Below are 16,968 nucleotides of genomic sequence, written 5' to 3'. Positions count from 1 at the left end.
TTTTTGTTCTGTTTGGAATTTTCAGGGTTGCATTACTGTTTATTTGTCAAGGTGCTGTTCTTCTTATTGGAAGTATTTCCAGAAGAGCTTTCGTTCCTGTCGTTCAGACAGCTTATTTAGTTTATCATAAGCAGTTCTGTTTGTCAAGAACTTTTTTCATTTTATTTTCAAGCTTCTTTCGAAACCCGGTTGCTTATCACTCGCAGCAACAGTTCAGTAGTTTATCAGAACTTGCTGTTCGTGTCAAGCAGTTTTTTCATCTTTTTTCGAAGATGATCACCACCACTTTCACGGTAGGTTTACAATATAGCATATTGCCTTTTCCCTGTCAATAACTTTTTACCATATCTTTACAAGCATTTCATGTTGTCTCAACAGTGTCTGGTTATTTGGGATAAAAAAAGAAGCCCAGAGATCAGGATTCTCTTTTCTGGCAGAGCTAACGGAGAAAGAGGGATTTGAACCCTCGCGCCGCTTTAACACGACCTACACCCTTAGCAGGGGCGCCTCTTCAGCCTCTTGAGTATTTCTCCACATCGTCTGAATGATCCTCTGCCAATATGCTATTGGTATGCGTCATTTCTGAACGCATAAATCATTATATCTATTTATATTGCGTCTGTCAACCACTTTTTCAGGAAAATTCTGCAATGGCATTTTCGATGCGTTTTTTCACCTCTGCTGCCAGCTCCAGCGTCTTCATTCCTTTATATTCTTCATAAGGAATCGGGTCAAGGTAAATCACCTTAACCGTTACCGGTTTGATTGTATGGCTGTCAAATGGAACGAACGAGTTGATCAGTGCTGTCGGGACAACCGGGCACTTTGCCTTATAAGCACTTTTAAAGCTGCCGCCCTTCATTTCCAGCATCTGATTTCCCTGGCGGCTTCTTGTTCCTTCTGCAAAGATCAGAAAGTTATCCCCGCCTTTTACCCGCTCTGCCACCTGATTGATTACCTGCAGGGACTGCCGGATATCCTCCCGATCGATTGACAAAGAGCCGGTAATCTGAAATACCTGTTTTAATAATAGGACATTTCTCACCTCTTTCTTATTTACAACGCCGAAGAAATGATCACAGGTTCCGGTAATTGCCAGGACATCAAACATTCCCTGATGGTTCGGGTACAGAATAAACGGTTCCTCCGGCAGCTTTTCCTGACCATGCGCTTCTAATACAATTCTCCCGCCCTTGCATGCCCGCTCTACCCAGAACTGCAGATGCTTCCAGCGCTCTTCTTTTGTATAGCGCTCGGGATGAGCCGCCATACGGCACAGCTTCGGCCAGCAGACAATTACGAAGAACAGGTTGGTCACCACCATCAGGATAATTCGTTTCATACAAATTCCTCCCTGTATTTTTCTGCAGCGGTTTCATACAAATCGGTTCCTTCCGAATCCATGCAGACAATGACCGGAAATTCTTCTACGGTTAACTTGCGGATTGCTTCTGTGCCAAGGTCTTCATATGCAACAACCTCTGCTTCCCGGATGGATTTGGATAATAATGCGCCCGCTCCGCCAACCGCAGCAAAGTAAACAGCTCCATTGCGCACGACTGCTTCTTTGACCGCGCTGCTCCTGCGCCCTTTTCCAATCATGCCGAGAAGTCCCAGATCCAAAAGCTGTGGTGCATACTTATCCATTCGGCTCGCGGTTGTCGGTCCTGCAGAACCGATCGGTCTTCCCTCCCGCGCCGGGGACGGTCCCATATAGTAAATAATTGTTCCGTCGATTGAAATCGGCAGCTCTTTTCCTGCTGTAAGCGTTTCCTGCATCCGTTTGTGGGCCGCATCACGCGCGGTATAAATTGTTCCGGTCAGATATACATAATCCCCGGCTTTGAGCTGTTTTGCCTCCTCGCGGGTCATTGGTACTTTGATATGCTTTTCCATTTGTATTCTCCCCTTTATGCGCTTAGAGTTCTCTTTTGGCATGGCGGTTTACATGACAGCAGATGTTGACTGCAACCGGAAGCCCTGCAATATGCGTCGGATAGGTATTAACATGAACCGCCAGAACGGTCGTGGTACCGCCCAGTCCGCCGGGGCCGATTCCTGTCTGGTTCAGCTCCTGCAAAACCTCTTTTTCCAGATTGCTCACCCATTCAATTTCTGAATGTTCCCCTGTCGTGCGCAGCAGTGCTTTTTTCGCCATCAGGGCGCATTTCTCAAAGGTACCGCCGACACCGACACCGACAACCATGGGAGGACAGGCATTCGGTCCCGCATCCTTTACCGCCGTCAGGATAGCATTTTTGACACCCTCCAGGCCATCTGCCGGTTTCAGCATAAAAACGCGGCTCATATTTTCACTTCCAAAGCCCTTGGGCGCAACCTGAATCGTCACGCGGTCTCCGGGCACAATTTCATAATAGAGCACGCCGGGTGTATTGTCCCCGGTATTGACTCGCAGAACGGGATCTCCAACAACGGATTTCCGAAGGTATCCTTCTGTATAACCAAGACGGATTCCTTCCTGCACTGCCTCTTCCAGGCTTCCGCCTTCAAAATGAACCTCCTGTCCCACTTCCAGAAAAACGACAGCCATTCCGGTATCCTGACAGATCGGGATCTCATCCTTTTTGGCAATTTCCAGATTTTCAGAAAGCTGATTTAGAATCTGACGCCCCAGAGGAGATTTTTCCTCCTGACAGGCTTTTTCAAATACGCAGCGCATATCCGGGGACAGACTGTAATTGGCTTCAATGCACATATCCCTTACCGCGTCCCGCACCTTTTCTACCTGAATGCTTCTCATTTGTTTTACTCCTTACATATATTCACAGTTCACTCGTGCCTATAGTATACCGCGTTTCCTTCCGGCTAGCCACTCCTTTTTGACCTTGCCTTACTTTTTGACATTTTCAAAGAACAGTCCTATACTGTGCATGCACGGAATAATGTGCTTGCACGGAATGATATGCTTGCACGGAATGATCCTCAGATTTGATTAAAAAAGAAAAGAGACTTGCCATGATATTTTTACAGATCTTCATCTGCCTCGCCGCGCTGTATGTGTTTCTGATGCACCCCAGAATCCGCCGCGCAGACAGCTCCCCCTTTCTCGGCACATTTTTTGCCCACAGGGGGCTGCATGATAATAACCATCAGATTCCTGAAAACTCCCTTGCCGCCTTTCAGAGAGCAGTAGATGCCGGATACGGGATCGAATTGGATGTCCAGCTTTCTGCCGACCGGATCCCTGTTGTCTTCCATGATGCAACCCTCGGCAGAATGTGCGGTATCGACCGACGGGTAGACGAACTGACCTTTGCAGAGCTTCGTCAGCTTTTCCTTGTAAATACGAAAGAGCAGATTCCTTCTTTTCAGGAAGCATTAGCCCTTGTAAACGGAAAGGTTCCGCTTCTGGTTGAGCTTAAAATGGAACATCTGGATTTCGACATTCCCCGAAAAGCAGACGCCCTGCTTTCAGAATACTCCGGGGATTACTGTATCGAATCCTTTCATCCTGCCGCACTTTACTGGTATCGAAAAAACCGCCCGCAGATTTTCCGCGGGCAGCTTTCCACCAATTTCAATATTGAAAATCACTCTCTGAGTCCGTTCCAGTATCTGTTCGGAAAAATGATCCTGAATTTTATCAGCAGACCGGATTTTATTTCTTATAATCTGCTGTTCCAAGGGGATATCTCCCTGAAGCTGGCGCACGGTCTGTTCCATGCCCCCTGCGCCGCCTGGGTTCTTCGCTCGGAAAAGGAATTGGAGCAGTGTCAGAAGCAGTTTTGTATGTATATTTTTGAAAATTTTTTACCAAAGCAAAAATAACCGGACAAATACCCTCATGAAACCTTCCAATAAATTGCTGCAATTCCTGCAACCACCGCAAGTCCGATAAACGCAATCAGAAGATTTTTGTCCGTATCACACGGATCGGTATGCTGTCCTTTCCTCTGACAACGCGTCAGCCTCGAAGCAAATCTGCCAGCTGTGCAAACTGTTCCAGTGTCAGGGTTTCGCCGCGGACGGTTTCTGACAGCTCCATCCGAGCCAGCACTTCCTTGATTTTTTCTTTGGACACGTTCAGCCCCGGCGCATTGGAAAGACCGTTGACCAGGGTTTTGCGGCGCTGGTTGAAGGATGCGCGGATAACAGAAAACATAAACTGCTCATCTGCAGTCTGTACCGGCGGTTCTGCATATCGATCCAGACGGATGACCGCGCTGCCCACATTGGGTCGCGGGATAAAGCAGTTCGGCGGAACGTTCGCAACAATCTCCGGCTTTGCATAATACTGCACCGCCAGGGAAAGAGCACCATAATCCTTTGTACCGGGTCCAACCTGCATCCGGTCTGCGACTTCTTTCTGCACCATGATCGTGATGCTCTGCAGCGGCACATGGCTTTCAAACAGTCCCATAATGATGGGTGTTGTGATGTAATAAGGAAGATTGGCAACGACCTTGATGGGACGTCCGCCGTTTTTCTCCTGCACCAGACGGTTTAAATCTACTTTTAAAATGTCTTCGTTAATTACTTCTACATTATCATAAGCGGACAGCGTATCCGACAAAATCGGGATCAGGGCTTTGTCAATTTCGACCGCCACCACATGTCCCGCCCGCTCCGCAAGATACTGGGTCATGGTTCCGATACCCGGTCCCACCTCCACAACACAGTCATCTTTGGAAATCTGTGCCGCGTTCATGATTTTTTCCAGCACATGGGTATCGATCAGGAAGTTCTGGCCGAACTTTTTCTGAAAATTAAAGTGATATTTCTGCAATACCTCAATGGTATTGGAAGGAATTCCAAGTGTTGCCATTTTCCTCTCTTTTCTCCGTTCGTTTATTCTAATCCGTAAAACCGACATCCATTGTGCCAGGTAATATCCTCGATTTCCTGACAGGACAGTCCTTTAAGCTCTGCCAGTGCAGCTACAACCTGGGGCAAATAAAGCGAGCTATTGCGTTTGCCGCGATACGGCTCCGGTGCAAGGTACGGGCAGTCTGTTTCCAGTAAAATTCTCTCGATAGGAAGCTCTGCCGCCGCTTCTTTTAATTTTTTTGCATTTTTAAAGGTCAGCACGCCGCCGATGCCAAAATAGTAGTCCCATTTTTGAAACTCCCGTGCTGTTTCCTTCGTATAAGAAAAGCAGTGAATCACTGCGCGGAGTTGGCTTCCGCCCTCCGCTGCCATCACATCCAGCGTGTCCTTTGCCGCATCTCTGGAGTGGATGATGACAGGCTTATCCAGCTTTTTTGCAAGCTGAAGCTGTCTGGAAAAGCTTTCCCGCTGACGTGCCTGCACCTCGGGCTCTTTGTCCCAGTAGTAATCCAGTCCGATTTCCCCGACAGCAACCGCTTTGGGAGCCGCCAGTTTTTCTTCCAGCCATTCGTAGTCCCGCTCCGTCAGCTCCTGCACGTTGGACGGATGAACGCCGACCGCCGCATAAATAAACGGATACTGTTGTGCGAGAGTCAGGCTCGTGGATACAGAAGCAAGGTCCGCAGCCACATTGACGACTCTTCCGATCCCCTGTTCTGCAAGGGAAGCAATCAGCGCTCCCCGATCCTCTTCAAACGCCTCATCATCATAATGGGCATGTGTATCAAATATCATCGTTTTGTTCCTGTCTCTTTTCTTTTCTGTGCCAGTGCCGCCCACGCAGAGGTTCTGCTGCATAAAGCCCTGCCGGCATAGGGTATTGCTTCTGCACAAGTATAGCATACCTTCCGGCTGTTTTACCAATGATTTTACCGGAAATCTTCGACAGAAAACACGATGATACGGCAGGTGCGCCTTTCATCCCTGCGAGAGTCTCCTTTTTGCCTGCCAGAGGGACAGATTGAAGTTTCGAATGCCAAGATTCTTCGTTTCCGAACGTTGATCTTCTTCATAGGCATGCATCCATGGCACAGCGTCTCCGGTCAGGTCTTTTCGTCCGATCAGAACCGGCGCTGCATCCGCAGACAGACCGCGCAGATAGGAGTAGTCCGCGGCTGTCGGGAGGGCGTCGTCATCATCCTGCGAATACATGACGGACTCCTGGGTATTAGCTTCGCGGGATACATTATAAGATGCAATCCAGTAATCCGGACGCCCGAACGCGGGAATCAGGTACAAAAATGCGACTGCTATCAGCCAGAACCTCAGCAGTTCAAAATCACGCTTCCAGACCGCTATCATCGTTCCTACAAAGATTACTGCCATCACGAGCAGCGCCCACAACACCATCAGCCTAAGAAACGTCAGGGAATATTGGCGAATATACAGATACATTCTCCATGCGCTCGAGGCGATCAGTACATAAGTCATTGCGCACACAGCCGTCAGAAGAATCTGCAGTGCCCGGTTTTTGCGAAACCCAAACAGACACACCGCCACAACTGCAAGGTTAATCACGCAAACTGCCAGCAGCTGGAAAAATCCCTGACGCGCATACTGTGCCCATGTCATCTGTTCCGGAAGCGTCCCTGCCCGTAAAAACAGATAAACAATCTGAATTGTACAAAATACCGCATATATTGCCGTTAAAAGAGAAAGCACCGTAATTGCAGCCAGTGGCTCCCCAAGGCACTCCCGTCTTTTCCCGGTCAGGCTTTTGGTAAGGAGTCCACGGATAAATCCGTATGCAAACAGATAGACAAGCACCAGCATCAGGAAAACAGTAATAAAATCCGACCATGCCAGTTCTCCGAAAAACCGCGATACCAGACTTGCAAACACCGCATCCGCACTCAGCAGAAGTGCTGCGACAACCATCAGCAGCGGAATGCCGATTACAAGACCGATCAGGATATAGTGACCTTTCCCATTTTCTTTTTGTTTTTCTTCTGCTTTCAGTGCTGCGGCAACATCAGAAAACGGCGTATCCAGATAGGAAAAGGTTCCAAACAGACCTTTCCAGCCGTTTCGGATAAAATCTCCCAATCCCCAATTTTCTGTATTACAAAACAGCAACAACGTCCATAAAAGCGTCAGTCCGAACAGCATTCCTTTTGTCATCAGGTGAATTTTCAGGTCAGCTGTTAAAAACACGGAGATACCGAGCAAAAATTCTGCCGCCCCATACGGAAGCGCCCTGATAAGCTTCTTTTGCAGACTGTCTCTGTCGGATGGAACCCTGCACTTTGCGGTACAATAGTAAGAATAGTACAAGGTTCCTGCAACGAAAAAAGGATAGGTGATCCCCGATGTATTCCGATATAGGCAGATCGTGTAAAGCAAGGCGTACAGTGCGGTCGCTGCACCAAGACGGCGGCTGGCCGCAGCAGGGATGGTTCTGGAGGCACGATCAGCGTCTGCAGATGTTTGTGCGCAAGTCGCGGCAGTGCTACTCTCTGTTTTGGCTATGCCTGCGCTGCTCTGCAATTTTCCGGTTCCATCTTTTTCTGTTTTCTCATTCATTTTCTACATCCTCCTCATCATCTACATATTGCAGGATATCACCGGGCTGGCAGTCCAGCGCCTTGCAGATCGCATTCAGCGTAGACAGCCGCACCGCCTTTGCCTTATTATTTTTCAGGATAGAAAGGTTTGCCAGCGTGATGTCTACCTCTCCGGCAAGCTCTGTCAGTCCCTTTTTGCGTTTCGCCATCATTACGTCCAGGTTGATCATGATCATGTCTTTCTCCTCCATCCGGTGCTCAGATCGTCAGGTCATTTTCCAGCTTATAGGTCACAGCTGCATCAAAGACCCGGGACAGCACCAGAGAAAAAAGTCCCGCAATCACAAATACCAGGATCGTGATCAGTACCGCAGGGGTCAGATAAAGAAACAGGCGCAGCGCAGTAACTGCCGCAATGCAGAAACTGCAGATTCCCATCCGCTTTAAGCTTTGCACATTTTCCCGGATAAAGCAGTCTCCGTTCAGCACCGTTTTAAACATCTTTCGCAGCTCCTGCAAAAGTATCAATGCAAAGATTCCGGAAATTCCGAACAGGATCGTCAGTCTGAGCCAGTGCTGCCCGAAATAACTGTCATACTTTCCATAAAAGCGTATGCCAAGGGGCAGCGTCACAGTCACAACAATTCCGGCATAAAACAGCACGTCCAGAAGGTATTTGGTAAACAGCGTCAGTCTGTCTTTCATTGGTTCCTCCATCCTGCCGCATACCTGTGCGGCTTTCAAAATAGGTCTCTCTTACTGTGAAGATAGCACCGTTCACATTGAAAGTCAATATTTATTTATCGAATCTCAATAAATATTTTCTGTAATGCGATATTGTCAGGAGAATAAAAAAGAATGTGCCTTGGCACATTCTCGCGCCGAGGCGCGGTTGCCTCGGCAACCATCTACCCCTGCGCCGAGTGCGCATCCTCGCGGAGCGTTTTTATCGTATGGAAACGAAGTTTCCTATACGATAAAAAAGCCCCGCCAATCCTGCAAAATATCGTGATAAATATTTTACAGAACCAACGAGGCTCATTTATCTTTTATAAAAGCTCTGCACGCTGCGGTGCTTTGGAAAATTCCGGCTTATCCTGCTTTATTTGGAACAGGCTGTGCAAGAACCACAGTCCGGATGCTCTTCTGCCCAGATTCTCTCTGCGGCAGGCGTCCACTGCTGTGCATAGGGTCTGCAGCGATTGAATACGTCCTGTGTGGATTCCGGCTGCTGCATATCGGTGCTATGAGCGCCGCTGCGTTTTACCATTTCTCCCAGAAGCTCCGGATTTTCCAGCATCGGACAGGGTCTTAAATGGTTGTGGTTGAAGGGCTGTCCCTTATGATATTCCTTAAACAGAGGCTGCTGCAGACATTCCAGCAGACTCTTTTCATGGATATTTGCGTTGGAATAATGGATGAATACGCAGGGCTCCACATCTCCGGCAGGATTGATATGTGCGTACTGCCGTCCTCCTGCAATACATCCGTCGATATATTCGCCGTCATTCTGGAAGTCAATGCAGAAAATCTGCTTACCACCGGTCAGGCCACGGATCTCGCGGACTCTGTGGATCATATACTCTCTCTGTTCTGCGTTCAGCATCAGATCCACGTTTGCGCCATCACCAATCGGCATATAATGGAAGTACCAGTTGAAGCGGACGCCGTGGCTGATCAGCATGTCGATGAATTCGTCGCTTGTAACCGCCTTGTAGTTCTGACTCGTATAACAAATGGAAGTGCCATAAAGCAGTCCGTACTTCTGCATCAGATCCATTGCATGCATCACCTTGTCGAATACGCCCTTCCCACGACGATCATCTGTTGCATCCCCGATGCCTTCGATGGAAATAAAGAATGCCATATTTCCGACCTTCTGTACCTCCTTACAGAACTCCTCATCGATCAGGGTTCCGTTGGTGAACAGATGGAATACTGAATTCTGATGTGCTGCTGCCAGCTTCAGCAGGTCGTTTTTACGGCACATCGGTTCACCGCCGGTACACATATACCAGTGAATCCCAAGCTCTTCGCCCTCTGTTACCAGCTTATCCATTTCTTCATAGGTCAGGTTCAGGGTCTTGCCATATTCTGCAGCCCAGCAGCCTTTACAATGCAGGTTACAGGATGCGGTAGGATCAAACAACAGGATCCAGGGCATGTTGCAGTCGTATTTTTTTCTCAGCTCCATCACATAATTGTAACCGGAAAACATGCCTTCATACCCCAGATTCAGCACGTTCATTTTTAAAATATGAGGATCAATCTCGTTGATGGCACGGTACGCATACTCCATCCATTTTCCATTGGGATCCTGTACAAATTTGCGGGCAGCATCAAATGCACTCGCCTTATATCTCTTGCTCAGCAGCGGCTCTGCCAGATTGATCAGCTTGACTGCCTCTTCTGTCATATGTTCTGTTCCTTTTCCTCTTACTGCTTTAATCGCTGCGTCGATCGCAACACTGAAAGCGGCACGCTGCGCTGCATGTACTACTTTGTTTTCAGCCATGTCGTTCTGACTCCTTTCTCACTCTGCCTAAATTTATTTCTCTTTCATTTGTCCCCATCTTACGACGGCTTTTGATTCTTTTCATTGCCCAAATTCCCGTTTTTGTGGCATATTTTCCCACAAAGCAACATTTTGTCCCATGTGGGCGCGGACGGGATGCGCGACAGCTCATGGACGGGGGGCCCTGACAGGCGGCAGAGCGTAAGCGCAGCGCACGCTCTGACTGACTGGCAAGGCAACACGGACACGGCACGCTGCACTGCTTTAGTGCAGCGGGTCGGCGCGGCACGCGCTCTGACGACTGGCAGGTAACACGGACACGGCACGCTGCACTGCTTTAGTGCAGTGGGTCGGCGCGGCACGCGCTCTGACGACTGGCAGGCAGTACGCGCGCGCACGCTTTCCAATTGACAGACGCGGTGTGCTTTTGTATCCTGTTAGTATCGGATTGAAGAGGGCACCCCCCTACAGTAACCCGATAGTAAAACAATTTCGAAAAGGGGGACGAAGATTGAAAAATAAAATTTTTCAATCCCGAGATTTGTGTCTGCGCGCACTTGACACAAACTCGACATGCGCAAAAAACGTGCGCAGAAATGAGAGGAAGAGATGAACGATATAACGTCTTATATGTTAGAACAGACCAAAAAAATTCTTTCCATCGACAGTCCGACCGGCTTTACCGCACACGCGGCGGAGTATGTCCTCGGAGCATATAAAAAGCTGGGCTACGATGCAAAGCTGACCAACAAGGGCGGCATTTTTGTATGTGTCAATGACGGTCCTGACCAGGCGGACGATCCTGCGGACGCACCGATTTTGCTGGAAGCGCACATGGATACCCTGGGCGGTATGGTTTGCAGCATCAATGAAAAAGGACGTCTGATGCTGAGTGCTCTCGGCGGCATGAATCCAAACAATGCAGAGGCGGAAAACTGCCGCGTTTACACCAGAAGCGGCAAGGTTTATTCCGGCACGTTCCAATTAAAAAACGCCTCGATCCATGTAAACGGCAGCTACAATGACACTGCTCGTTCCTATGATACAATGGAGGTCGTATTGGACGAGCCTGTGGAAAGCAAGGCGGATACCGAAGCCCTCGGCATTATGACCGGCGACATCGTCTGCTTCGATCCCCGCACGACCGTAACGGAATCCGGCTACATTAAGAGTCGTTTTCTCGACGATAAGCTGAGTGTCGGCATCCTGCTTGGCTTTGCAAAATATTTAACGGAAACCGACAAAAAGCCCGCCCGCAAAATCTATCAGCATATCACTGTTTTTGAAGAAGTCGGTCACGGCGGCTCCGCTTCGATTCCTGCTGATGTCGCAGAAATTCTCGCAGTCGATATGGGCTGCGTCGGAGATGGCCTTTCCTGCAAAGAAACCCAGGTTTCCATCTGCGCAAAGGATTCCGGCGGTCCTTATCATTACGATGTTGTTTCTGCTCTGATCGAGGCAGCGCGCACCGCCAAGGTTGACTTTGCGGTTGACGTATATCCCCACTACGGCTCCGACGCAGAAGCAGGGCTTCGTTCCGGTATCGATTGCCGCCACGGGCTGATCGGCTCCGGTGTATACGCTTCTCACGGCTATGAGCGCAGCCATGTAAAGGGAATGGAAAATACATTCCGGCTGTTAAAGGCTTATCTGAATCAGGATTATCACGCCTGAACGTTTCCTGTCCAGCACAAAACACAGGAAGTTTTGTAAATAGTCTTTAACACCGAAGCAAAAACCTCCGGGTCTGTCGTCTTTTCGACGCCAGCCCGGAGGTTCTTTTTATTCTGCGCTGCAGGGCTCTTTGCCTGCGGCGGATTATATAAGGGACATTTTTCGGTGCGAAGCGCCTGCGGAGCAGAGAACTTTATACCATTTCATGCGTCGTTACGCGATCAGCCAATCACCAGCTCCCAATGCATCTTTTCCTCATTCAGGCGATACTGCTTTAACAGCTCCGGTCCGCAAGAGTTAGAACCAACACCGCTCATGCCATAGTCCAGATGCCAGATCACATGTCCGGATTTTTCCAGCTCGTAGTTGTGCATCTTTTCCGTCAGCTCCTGTGCAGTGTAGTAAGAAGCGTTGAAGGAAAGCGGCTTTTTGCCTTCCGCCTTCAGTTCTCCCACCTTTACATACGCACAGTGATAATGGCTGCCATTTTCCTGAGGTTTTACATAGTCCTCAAGAAGCTCGTCTACTGTTGTCGTAAAGCGGTCTACCCAGCAGGCTCTGTGCTTGTCCTGATAGCTTTCTGTCGGACCGTATCCGATGTATTCCACCTGATCCTGATTTTCCGGCAGTACCAGCTGCAAGCCAAACCGGGGCATGTAAGGGAAGGTCATATCCTTGTCGGCATCCAGTGTCAGTTTGATCTGACCGTCTGCATTGACTTCCCAAAGTGCTTTCACGCGTAAAAATGGCTGTCTGTATACACTGGCGATGGAGAAATCGCAGTGAATGCGTACTTTTTCACCGGCGTTCTCTGCGGTGCAGTCATAAACCCGGATCCACGGTCTGTCGTATCCGGCTTCTTCCCAGACCTGACGGACATTTCTGTCATTGTCAGCCGGCGCACGCCAGGTTTCAAAGGTCATCGGTGCTTCGATCAGCGCTTTACCATCTCTGACAAGCTCTGTAAACGCACCTTTCTTCTTGCCGAATACATAGCGGATTCTGTCGGAGGTAATGATCCAGGAAACATCGTTTTCCTCCAGTGCAACTGTTCCGGCTTCTGCAATTTCCAGAACCTTTTCCTTTTCCTCAAACAGCGCAATCTGGTCAAAGCCCATGACTCTGCCCTGTCTGGTCAACGCCTGATCTGCTTTCTGCACATAGGTCAGCTTCAAATAGGTCTGATCTCCGGAAAGCTCTCCCAGCTGAGGGATCGTGATACACACTTTTTCATGTGCAGGGCAGGTAATCTCCCGGATCTCGCCCTCTGCTAACAGGGTGCCCTCTTTTTTGATTTCATAACGGATCTGTACGGTATCTGCAAGGTCAGCAAAATCCTGCACGTTCCACAGCTCTACGGTGCCTGCTGCCAGATCTTTTGCTGCTGCATGTACCGGACGGATTTCGTTTTTCCATTCCAGAAGTCCGGTGTGCGGTCTGCGGTCAGGATAAACCAGACCATCCATACAGAAGTTACCATCGTGCGGGAACTCGCCTGCATCGCCGCCGTAATGGAAGATATCTCTTCCATCTGCAGCCTTGCCTTCCCAGGTTGCATGGTCGCACCACTCCCATACGAAGCCGCCGCAGAATTTGTCATATTTATACATCAGCTCCATGTAATCATGGATATCCCCGGGGCCGTTGCCCATTGCATGAATAAATTCACACTGAATAAAGGGCTTTCTCATTCTGCGGTCTTCGCAGTATTCCTTTACCCACTCGGTATCCGCATACATCCGGCTCATCACATCCAGCATGGAAACATCGTTGTGATAACCTGCGGAATCGTAGATGCTTGCTTCATAGTGCAGCAGACGGGTCGAATCATAAGCCTTTACCCATCTTCCGGCGTCCTCAAAGTTGCCGCCGTAGCCGCTCTCATTGCCCAGGGACCAGAAAATAACCGCGCTCTGGTTTTTGTCCCGGATCACATTTCTCTTCTGACGGTCGAGGATCGACTCCGCCCAGGCATCATCCTGCGCGATGTAGCCCATGCAGTCGTGTCCGTCATTTGTATACAAAGTTCCTACGCCATGGCTTTCCAGATCCGCTTCCGCGATCATGTAAAATCCGTATTCACTGCACAGCTCCGGGAAATAAGGCGCATTGGGATAGTGGCTGGTACGAATCGCATTGACATTGCTTTCCTTCATCAGCTGCAGATCGCGGATCACATCCTCCCTGGTCACGGCTGCACCGGTATAAGGGTTGGAATCGTGACGGTTGACACCCCGGAATTTCACCTGTTTTCCATTGATTAAAATCTTTCCATCTTCAACGGAGATTGTGCGGATGCCGACCTTCTGCTCGATGGTTTCAGCGCCTGCCTGGAGCGTCAGGGTGTACAGATAGGGCTGCTCTGCGTTCCAGAGCACCGGAGCAGCTACAGGAATCGCTATGTTCTCTCCGTTGGAAACTGCCCTGCCGATTTCTTTGCCCTCTGCATCCGTCAGCGTACAGTTGATTTCCAGATCTCCCTCCACCCGGTCAAAACGAACCGTAACCTCTGCGCTGCCATCCTCTGCAACAGGAGTCTGAACCGTAAAGTCATGTACGAATTCCTGCGGGCGAAGCACCAGCTCAACATCCCGGAAAATTCCGGAAAAACGCAGCTTATCCTGATCCTCCAGATAGGTTCCGTCACACCATTTCAAAACCAGAACCGCCATACGGTTGCTGCCTGCTTTGGTTTTGCCGGTGATTTCAAATTCGCTGGGACTGTGGGAAACCTGGCTGTAACCGACAAATTCGCCGTTGATCCAGACATAAAAGCAGGAATCTACGCCCTCAAAATATAAGAACTGACGTTCGCCGGCTTCTTTTTCTGTCAGAGTAAAATCCTTTACATAAGCGCCGCTGGGATTTTCACCGGGCGCATACGGCGGGTCATAGGGGATGGGATAGCGGATATTGGTGTACTGCTTCTGTCCAAAGCCCTTCATCTGCCAGCAGGAGGGCACTTCCATGTTGATAAAGCCCTCTTTTTCGAGATCCTTTTCCCAGAAATGCTCCGGTACTTCTTCCACACTGGGATACCAGGCAAATTTCCAGTCGTCCCCGCTCAACAGGATCTGGCTCTCCCTTCCATCCTGTTTCGGCACATACCAGCAGCGGTTGTCCATTGTGCCGACATGCAAAGTGGAGAGATTTTCATAAAAATTCTGCACTTTCATTTGGTTGTCTCCTTTTTGTATACTTTGGTTGATACCGGGATTTTGTTCCGGCTTTCTTTTTTACAGCTCCTCACACACCTGAAAAATATAGAATTTCAGGTAGTAGGATTCCTCCGCCGCCCAGAGGATCGGATGATCCGGCGCCTGTGTTTTAAATTCCACCTGACGCAGTCTCTTATGCGCTCCGTGGGCTGCTTCGCGGATGGTCTTTGCGAACAGCTCCGGATCCATAAAGTGGGAACAGGAGCAGGTCACTAAAAATCCGTTGTCTTTTACCAGCTTCATGCCCCGCAAATTGATTTCACGATACCCTTTTACCGCATTTTTGATGGAGCTTCTGGATTTGGTAAATGCGGGAGGATCCAGGATTACGACATCATACTGCTCGCCCTTTTTCTCCAGCTCGGGAAGCAGCTCAAAGACATCTGCACAGGTAAATTTTACGCGGTCGGAAAGTCCGTTTAATGCCGCATTTTCTTCCGCCTGCTTTATGCCGGTCATGGATGCATCCACGCCAAGCACCTCTCTCGCGCCCGCAATCCCCGCGTTCAGTGCAAAAGAACCGGTATGGGTAAAGCAGTCCAGTACCTTTTTGTCGGGGCAGAGTCTGTGAATTGCCTGTCTGTTGTATTTCTGGTCCAGGAAAAATCCGGTCTTTTGTCCGTCTTCCACATCCACGATGTAACGGACACCATTTTCTGTGATTTCAACCTTTGTGGGGAACGGGTCTCCGATGAAGCCTTTGAAGCGTTCCATGCCTTCCTGCAGGCGTACCTTTGCATCGCTGCGCTCATAGATACCACGGATCATGATACCGTCCTCTGCCAGCACCTTTTTCACAAGAGAAAGGATCGTCGGCTTCAAACGGTCGATCCCAAGCGCCAGGGATTCCACCACCAGCACGTCGGAGAACTTGTCCACTACCAGCCCCGGCAGCCAGTCCGCTTCACCGAAGATCAGACGGCAGCATCCGGTGTCTACGGTCGCTTTACGATATTCCCATGCGTTGCGCACCCGCTTTTCCAGAAATTCTTCTGTGATCTCATGTTCTTTTCTGCGGCTCATCACCCGGATTGTAATTTTTGAACGGGTATTGATAAAGCCCCATCCCAAAAAGAAACCATCAAAATCCTTTACCGCAAGAATATCTCCGTTTTCATAGTCTCCCTCAACGCGATCAATCTCGTTGTCGTAAACCCAGGCGCCGCCGCTTTTAAGCGTGCGTCCTTCGCCCTTCTTCAGAATAGCTTCTGCGTACATATTTCCTCACAATCTGCCGCATGGCGGCTCCGAAAACGCTGACGCGCTGCACAGACTTTTTTGCAGCGCTCCACCGGCTCGGCAATTTTATTATAGTATGAAATTCTATTCGGATGTATAATAAGTCTGTCCGAAAAATATAACATTTTGAAACTAAAAGAAAGGACTCCTATGCCGATTTATTTTCGCAACGCCCCGGTGCGTGAACCCTTTATCTACGATTCCATCGGAAACCACTGGCTGCAGGATGCGACCTCGCGTCCAAACGGCTACCCTTTCTATCACTATTTACAGACCGAATCCGGCTGCGGGCGGATTACCATTCAGGGAAAATCTTATCTGCTTCATGAACAGGAAGGCGTCCTGATCGCTCCCTCCATCCGACACTCTTATCTGGCCCAGACTCCGGAGTGGTACACCTGCTTTTGTACCTTTTCCGGAACAGTCGAAGGCAGTATTTCCAAAATCCTGAACAACCGGCCGATTCTTTTTACCACAAAAGAGCAATGTCGGAATATACGCGCGCTGCTTCAGGATGCTATACAGCTTTTCGAACATCCCCCGGTCAATATCCCGGTACTCTCTGTCAACTGTTATCAGGTGCTTTTACAGTTTTCGGATGTCCCGGACGGTCAGAAGCTTCTTTCTGATCCGCTGTATCTGCGCTATGTTGCTCCGGTCATCGAAGAAATAGAAACCTGCTACAGTCTGCCCCTCACAGTGGCCCAGCTGAGTCGTCAGGTATTTGTCACGCCCCAATATCTATCACGGCTGTTTCAGCGTTTTCTGGGCTGCTCGGTCTACGAATATCTGATGACCTGCCGCATCAACCGTGCCAAAGAGCTTCTGCTGACAGCACCGCGGATGGAGGTGCAGGAAATCGCTGCGCAGACCGGCTTTTCCGATCCGAGTCACTTTATCGCCATGTTCCGCAAAAACACCGGACGGACACCGTTAGAGTTTCGGAAAATCAAATAATGCTGTGTGCAGC

The 16,968-nt window shown here is 49.4% G+C and carries 15 protein-coding genes and 1 tRNA gene; 4 read left to right on the top strand and 12 right to left on the bottom strand.

Annotated elements, in window-relative coordinates:
- On the top strand, nucleotides 1–335 hold a 335-nt coding region (locus OCV62_RS17210), incomplete at its 5' end, for a hypothetical protein (protein ID WP_262588198.1).
- A gap of 108 nt (nucleotides 336–443) precedes the next feature.
- On the opposite strand, the gene OCV62_RS17205 is transcribed toward OCV62_RS17210, so the two are convergent.
- From OCV62_RS17205 to OCV62_RS17190, 4 genes are all read right to left on the bottom strand, one after another.
- Nucleotides 444–533: transfer RNA gene (locus tag OCV62_RS17205), tRNA-Ser, on the bottom strand.
- A gap of 101 nt (nucleotides 534–634) precedes the next feature.
- A complete protein-coding gene (locus tag OCV62_RS17200) occupies nucleotides 635–1,342 on the bottom strand; it encodes a lysophospholipid acyltransferase family protein (RefSeq protein WP_262588196.1) in 708 nt (235 codons plus the stop codon).
- Nucleotides 1,339–1,938 carry a Fe-S-containing hydro-lyase gene (locus OCV62_RS17195; protein WP_262588195.1) on the bottom strand — a complete coding sequence of 200 codons (600 nt, stop codon included), beginning with the start codon at nucleotides 1,936–1,938 and terminating at the stop codon, nucleotides 1,339–1,341. The genes OCV62_RS17200 and OCV62_RS17195 overlap by 4 nt, the downstream gene beginning before the upstream one ends.
- Entirely contained in the window at nucleotides 1,919–2,761 is an 843-nt protein-coding gene (locus OCV62_RS17190; RefSeq protein ID WP_021914424.1) for a fumarate hydratase, read from the bottom strand. Before OCV62_RS17190 ends, OCV62_RS17195 begins: the two co-directional genes overlap by 20 nt.
- A gap of 215 nt (nucleotides 2,762–2,976) precedes the next feature.
- Here OCV62_RS17190 and OCV62_RS17185 point away from each other — a divergent pair, with 215 nt between their 5' ends.
- Nucleotides 2,977–3,789: a glycerophosphodiester phosphodiesterase family protein gene (locus tag OCV62_RS17185; protein ID WP_262588193.1), complete on the top strand. Its 813-nt coding sequence runs from the start codon at nucleotides 2,977–2,979 to the stop codon at nucleotides 3,787–3,789.
- Between the two features lie 136 nt (nucleotides 3,790–3,925).
- On the opposite strand, the gene rsmA is transcribed toward OCV62_RS17185, so the two are convergent.
- The 6 genes from rsmA to OCV62_RS17155 all read right to left on the bottom strand — a co-directional run bounded on the left by rsmA (nucleotide 3,926) and on the right by OCV62_RS17155 (nucleotide 9,867).
- Nucleotides 3,926–4,786: a 16S rRNA (adenine(1518)-N(6)/adenine(1519)-N(6))-dimethyltransferase RsmA gene (gene rsmA / locus OCV62_RS17180; RefSeq protein ID WP_021914426.1), complete on the bottom strand. Its 861-nt coding sequence runs from the start codon at nucleotides 4,784–4,786 to the stop codon at nucleotides 3,926–3,928.
- Nucleotides 4,787–4,809: 23 nt separating this feature from the next.
- Nucleotides 4,810–5,583, bottom strand: a complete 774-nt coding sequence (locus OCV62_RS17175) for a TatD family hydrolase (protein ID WP_262588191.1) — start codon at nucleotides 5,581–5,583, stop codon at nucleotides 4,810–4,812.
- Nucleotides 5,584–5,766: 183 nt separating this feature from the next.
- Nucleotides 5,767–7,371, bottom strand: a complete 1,605-nt coding sequence (locus tag OCV62_RS17170; RefSeq protein WP_262588189.1) for a DUF4153 domain-containing protein — start codon at nucleotides 7,369–7,371, stop codon at nucleotides 5,767–5,769.
- Nucleotides 7,364–7,603, bottom strand: a complete 240-nt coding sequence (locus OCV62_RS17165) for a helix-turn-helix domain-containing protein (RefSeq protein WP_262588187.1) — start codon at nucleotides 7,601–7,603, stop codon at nucleotides 7,364–7,366. The genes OCV62_RS17170 and OCV62_RS17165 overlap by 8 nt, the downstream gene beginning before the upstream one ends.
- 7 nt (nucleotides 7,604–7,610) lie before the next feature.
- Entirely contained in the window at nucleotides 7,611–8,057 is a 447-nt protein-coding gene (locus OCV62_RS17160) for a DUF2975 domain-containing protein (RefSeq protein ID WP_117963296.1), read from the bottom strand.
- Between the two features lie 397 nt (nucleotides 8,058–8,454).
- Entirely contained in the window at nucleotides 8,455–9,867 is a 1,413-nt protein-coding gene (locus OCV62_RS17155; RefSeq protein ID WP_262588185.1) for a radical SAM/SPASM domain-containing protein, read from the bottom strand.
- Between the two features lie 609 nt (nucleotides 9,868–10,476).
- Between OCV62_RS17155 and OCV62_RS17150 the strand changes: the two genes are divergently transcribed.
- Nucleotides 10,477–11,541 (top strand): M42 family metallopeptidase, encoded by a 1,065-nt coding sequence (locus OCV62_RS17150; protein WP_262588183.1) that lies wholly within the window; start codon nucleotides 10,477–10,479, stop codon nucleotides 11,539–11,541.
- 221 nt (nucleotides 11,542–11,762) lie between these two features.
- Here the strand turns inward: OCV62_RS17150 and OCV62_RS17145 are convergent, their stop codons facing one another.
- Nucleotides 11,763–14,717 carry a glycoside hydrolase family 2 TIM barrel-domain containing protein gene (locus OCV62_RS17145; RefSeq protein WP_262588181.1) on the bottom strand — a complete coding sequence of 985 codons (2,955 nt, stop codon included), beginning with the start codon at nucleotides 14,715–14,717 and terminating at the stop codon, nucleotides 11,763–11,765.
- A gap of 60 nt (nucleotides 14,718–14,777) precedes the next feature.
- Entirely contained in the window at nucleotides 14,778–15,977 is a 1,200-nt protein-coding gene (locus OCV62_RS17140) for a class I SAM-dependent rRNA methyltransferase (protein WP_262588180.1), read from the bottom strand.
- A 171-nt stretch (nucleotides 15,978–16,148) separates the two neighbouring features.
- On the opposite strand from OCV62_RS17140, the gene OCV62_RS17135 reads away from it, so the two are divergent.
- On the top strand, nucleotides 16,149–16,955 hold the full coding sequence (locus OCV62_RS17135; RefSeq protein WP_118763242.1) for an AraC family transcriptional regulator: 807 nt from the start codon (nucleotides 16,149–16,151) through the stop codon (nucleotides 16,953–16,955).
- Nucleotides 16,956–16,968: the final 13 nt, after the last annotated feature.

The sequence above is a fragment of the Gallintestinimicrobium propionicum genome, from assembly GCF_025567525.1.
Lineage (GTDB): Bacteria > Bacillota > Clostridia > Lachnospirales > Lachnospiraceae > Gallintestinimicrobium > Gallintestinimicrobium propionicum.
Note: the sequence above shows the minus strand (reverse complement) of the source record. Positions and strands in the feature narration are given on the sequence as shown.

Excerpts from the sequence above, each read along its gene's own strand:
- OCV62_RS17200 (WP_262588196.1), bottom strand. The coding sequence starts at position 1,342 with ATGAAACGAATTATCCTGATGGTGGTGACCAACCTGTTCTTCGTAATT.
- OCV62_RS17195 (WP_262588195.1), bottom strand. The coding sequence starts at position 1,938 with ATGCCAAAAGAGAACTCTAAGCGCATAAAGGGGAGAATACAAATGGAA.
- OCV62_RS17190 (WP_021914424.1), bottom strand. The coding sequence starts at position 2,761 with ATGAGAAGCATTCAGGTAGAAAAGGTGCGGGACGCGGTAAGGGATATG.
- OCV62_RS17185 (WP_262588193.1), top strand. The coding sequence starts at position 2,977 with ATGATATTTTTACAGATCTTCATCTGCCTCGCCGCGCTGTATGTGTTT.
- rsmA (WP_021914426.1), bottom strand. The coding sequence starts at position 4,786 with ATGGCAACACTTGGAATTCCTTCCAATACCATTGAGGTATTGCAGAAA.
- OCV62_RS17175 (WP_262588191.1), bottom strand. The coding sequence starts at position 5,583 with ATGATATTTGATACACATGCCCATTATGATGATGAGGCGTTTGAAGAG.
- OCV62_RS17170 (WP_262588189.1), bottom strand. The coding sequence starts at position 7,371 with ATGAATGAGAAAACAGAAAAAGATGGAACCGGAAAATTGCAGAGCAGC.
- OCV62_RS17165 (WP_262588187.1), bottom strand. The coding sequence starts at position 7,603 with ATGGAGGAGAAAGACATGATCATGATCAACCTGGACGTAATGATGGCG.
- OCV62_RS17160 (WP_117963296.1), bottom strand. The coding sequence starts at position 8,057 with ATGAAAGACAGACTGACGCTGTTTACCAAATACCTTCTGGACGTGCTG.
- OCV62_RS17155 (WP_262588185.1), bottom strand. The coding sequence starts at position 9,867 with ATGGCTGAAAACAAAGTAGTACATGCAGCGCAGCGTGCCGCTTTCAGT.
- OCV62_RS17150 (WP_262588183.1), top strand. The coding sequence starts at position 10,477 with ATGAACGATATAACGTCTTATATGTTAGAACAGACCAAAAAAATTCTT.
- OCV62_RS17145 (WP_262588181.1), bottom strand. The coding sequence starts at position 14,717 with ATGAAAGTGCAGAATTTTTATGAAAATCTCTCCACTTTGCATGTCGGC.
- OCV62_RS17140 (WP_262588180.1), bottom strand. The coding sequence starts at position 15,977 with ATGTACGCAGAAGCTATTCTGAAGAAGGGCGAAGGACGCACGCTTAAA.
- OCV62_RS17135 (WP_118763242.1), top strand. The coding sequence starts at position 16,149 with ATGCCGATTTATTTTCGCAACGCCCCGGTGCGTGAACCCTTTATCTAC.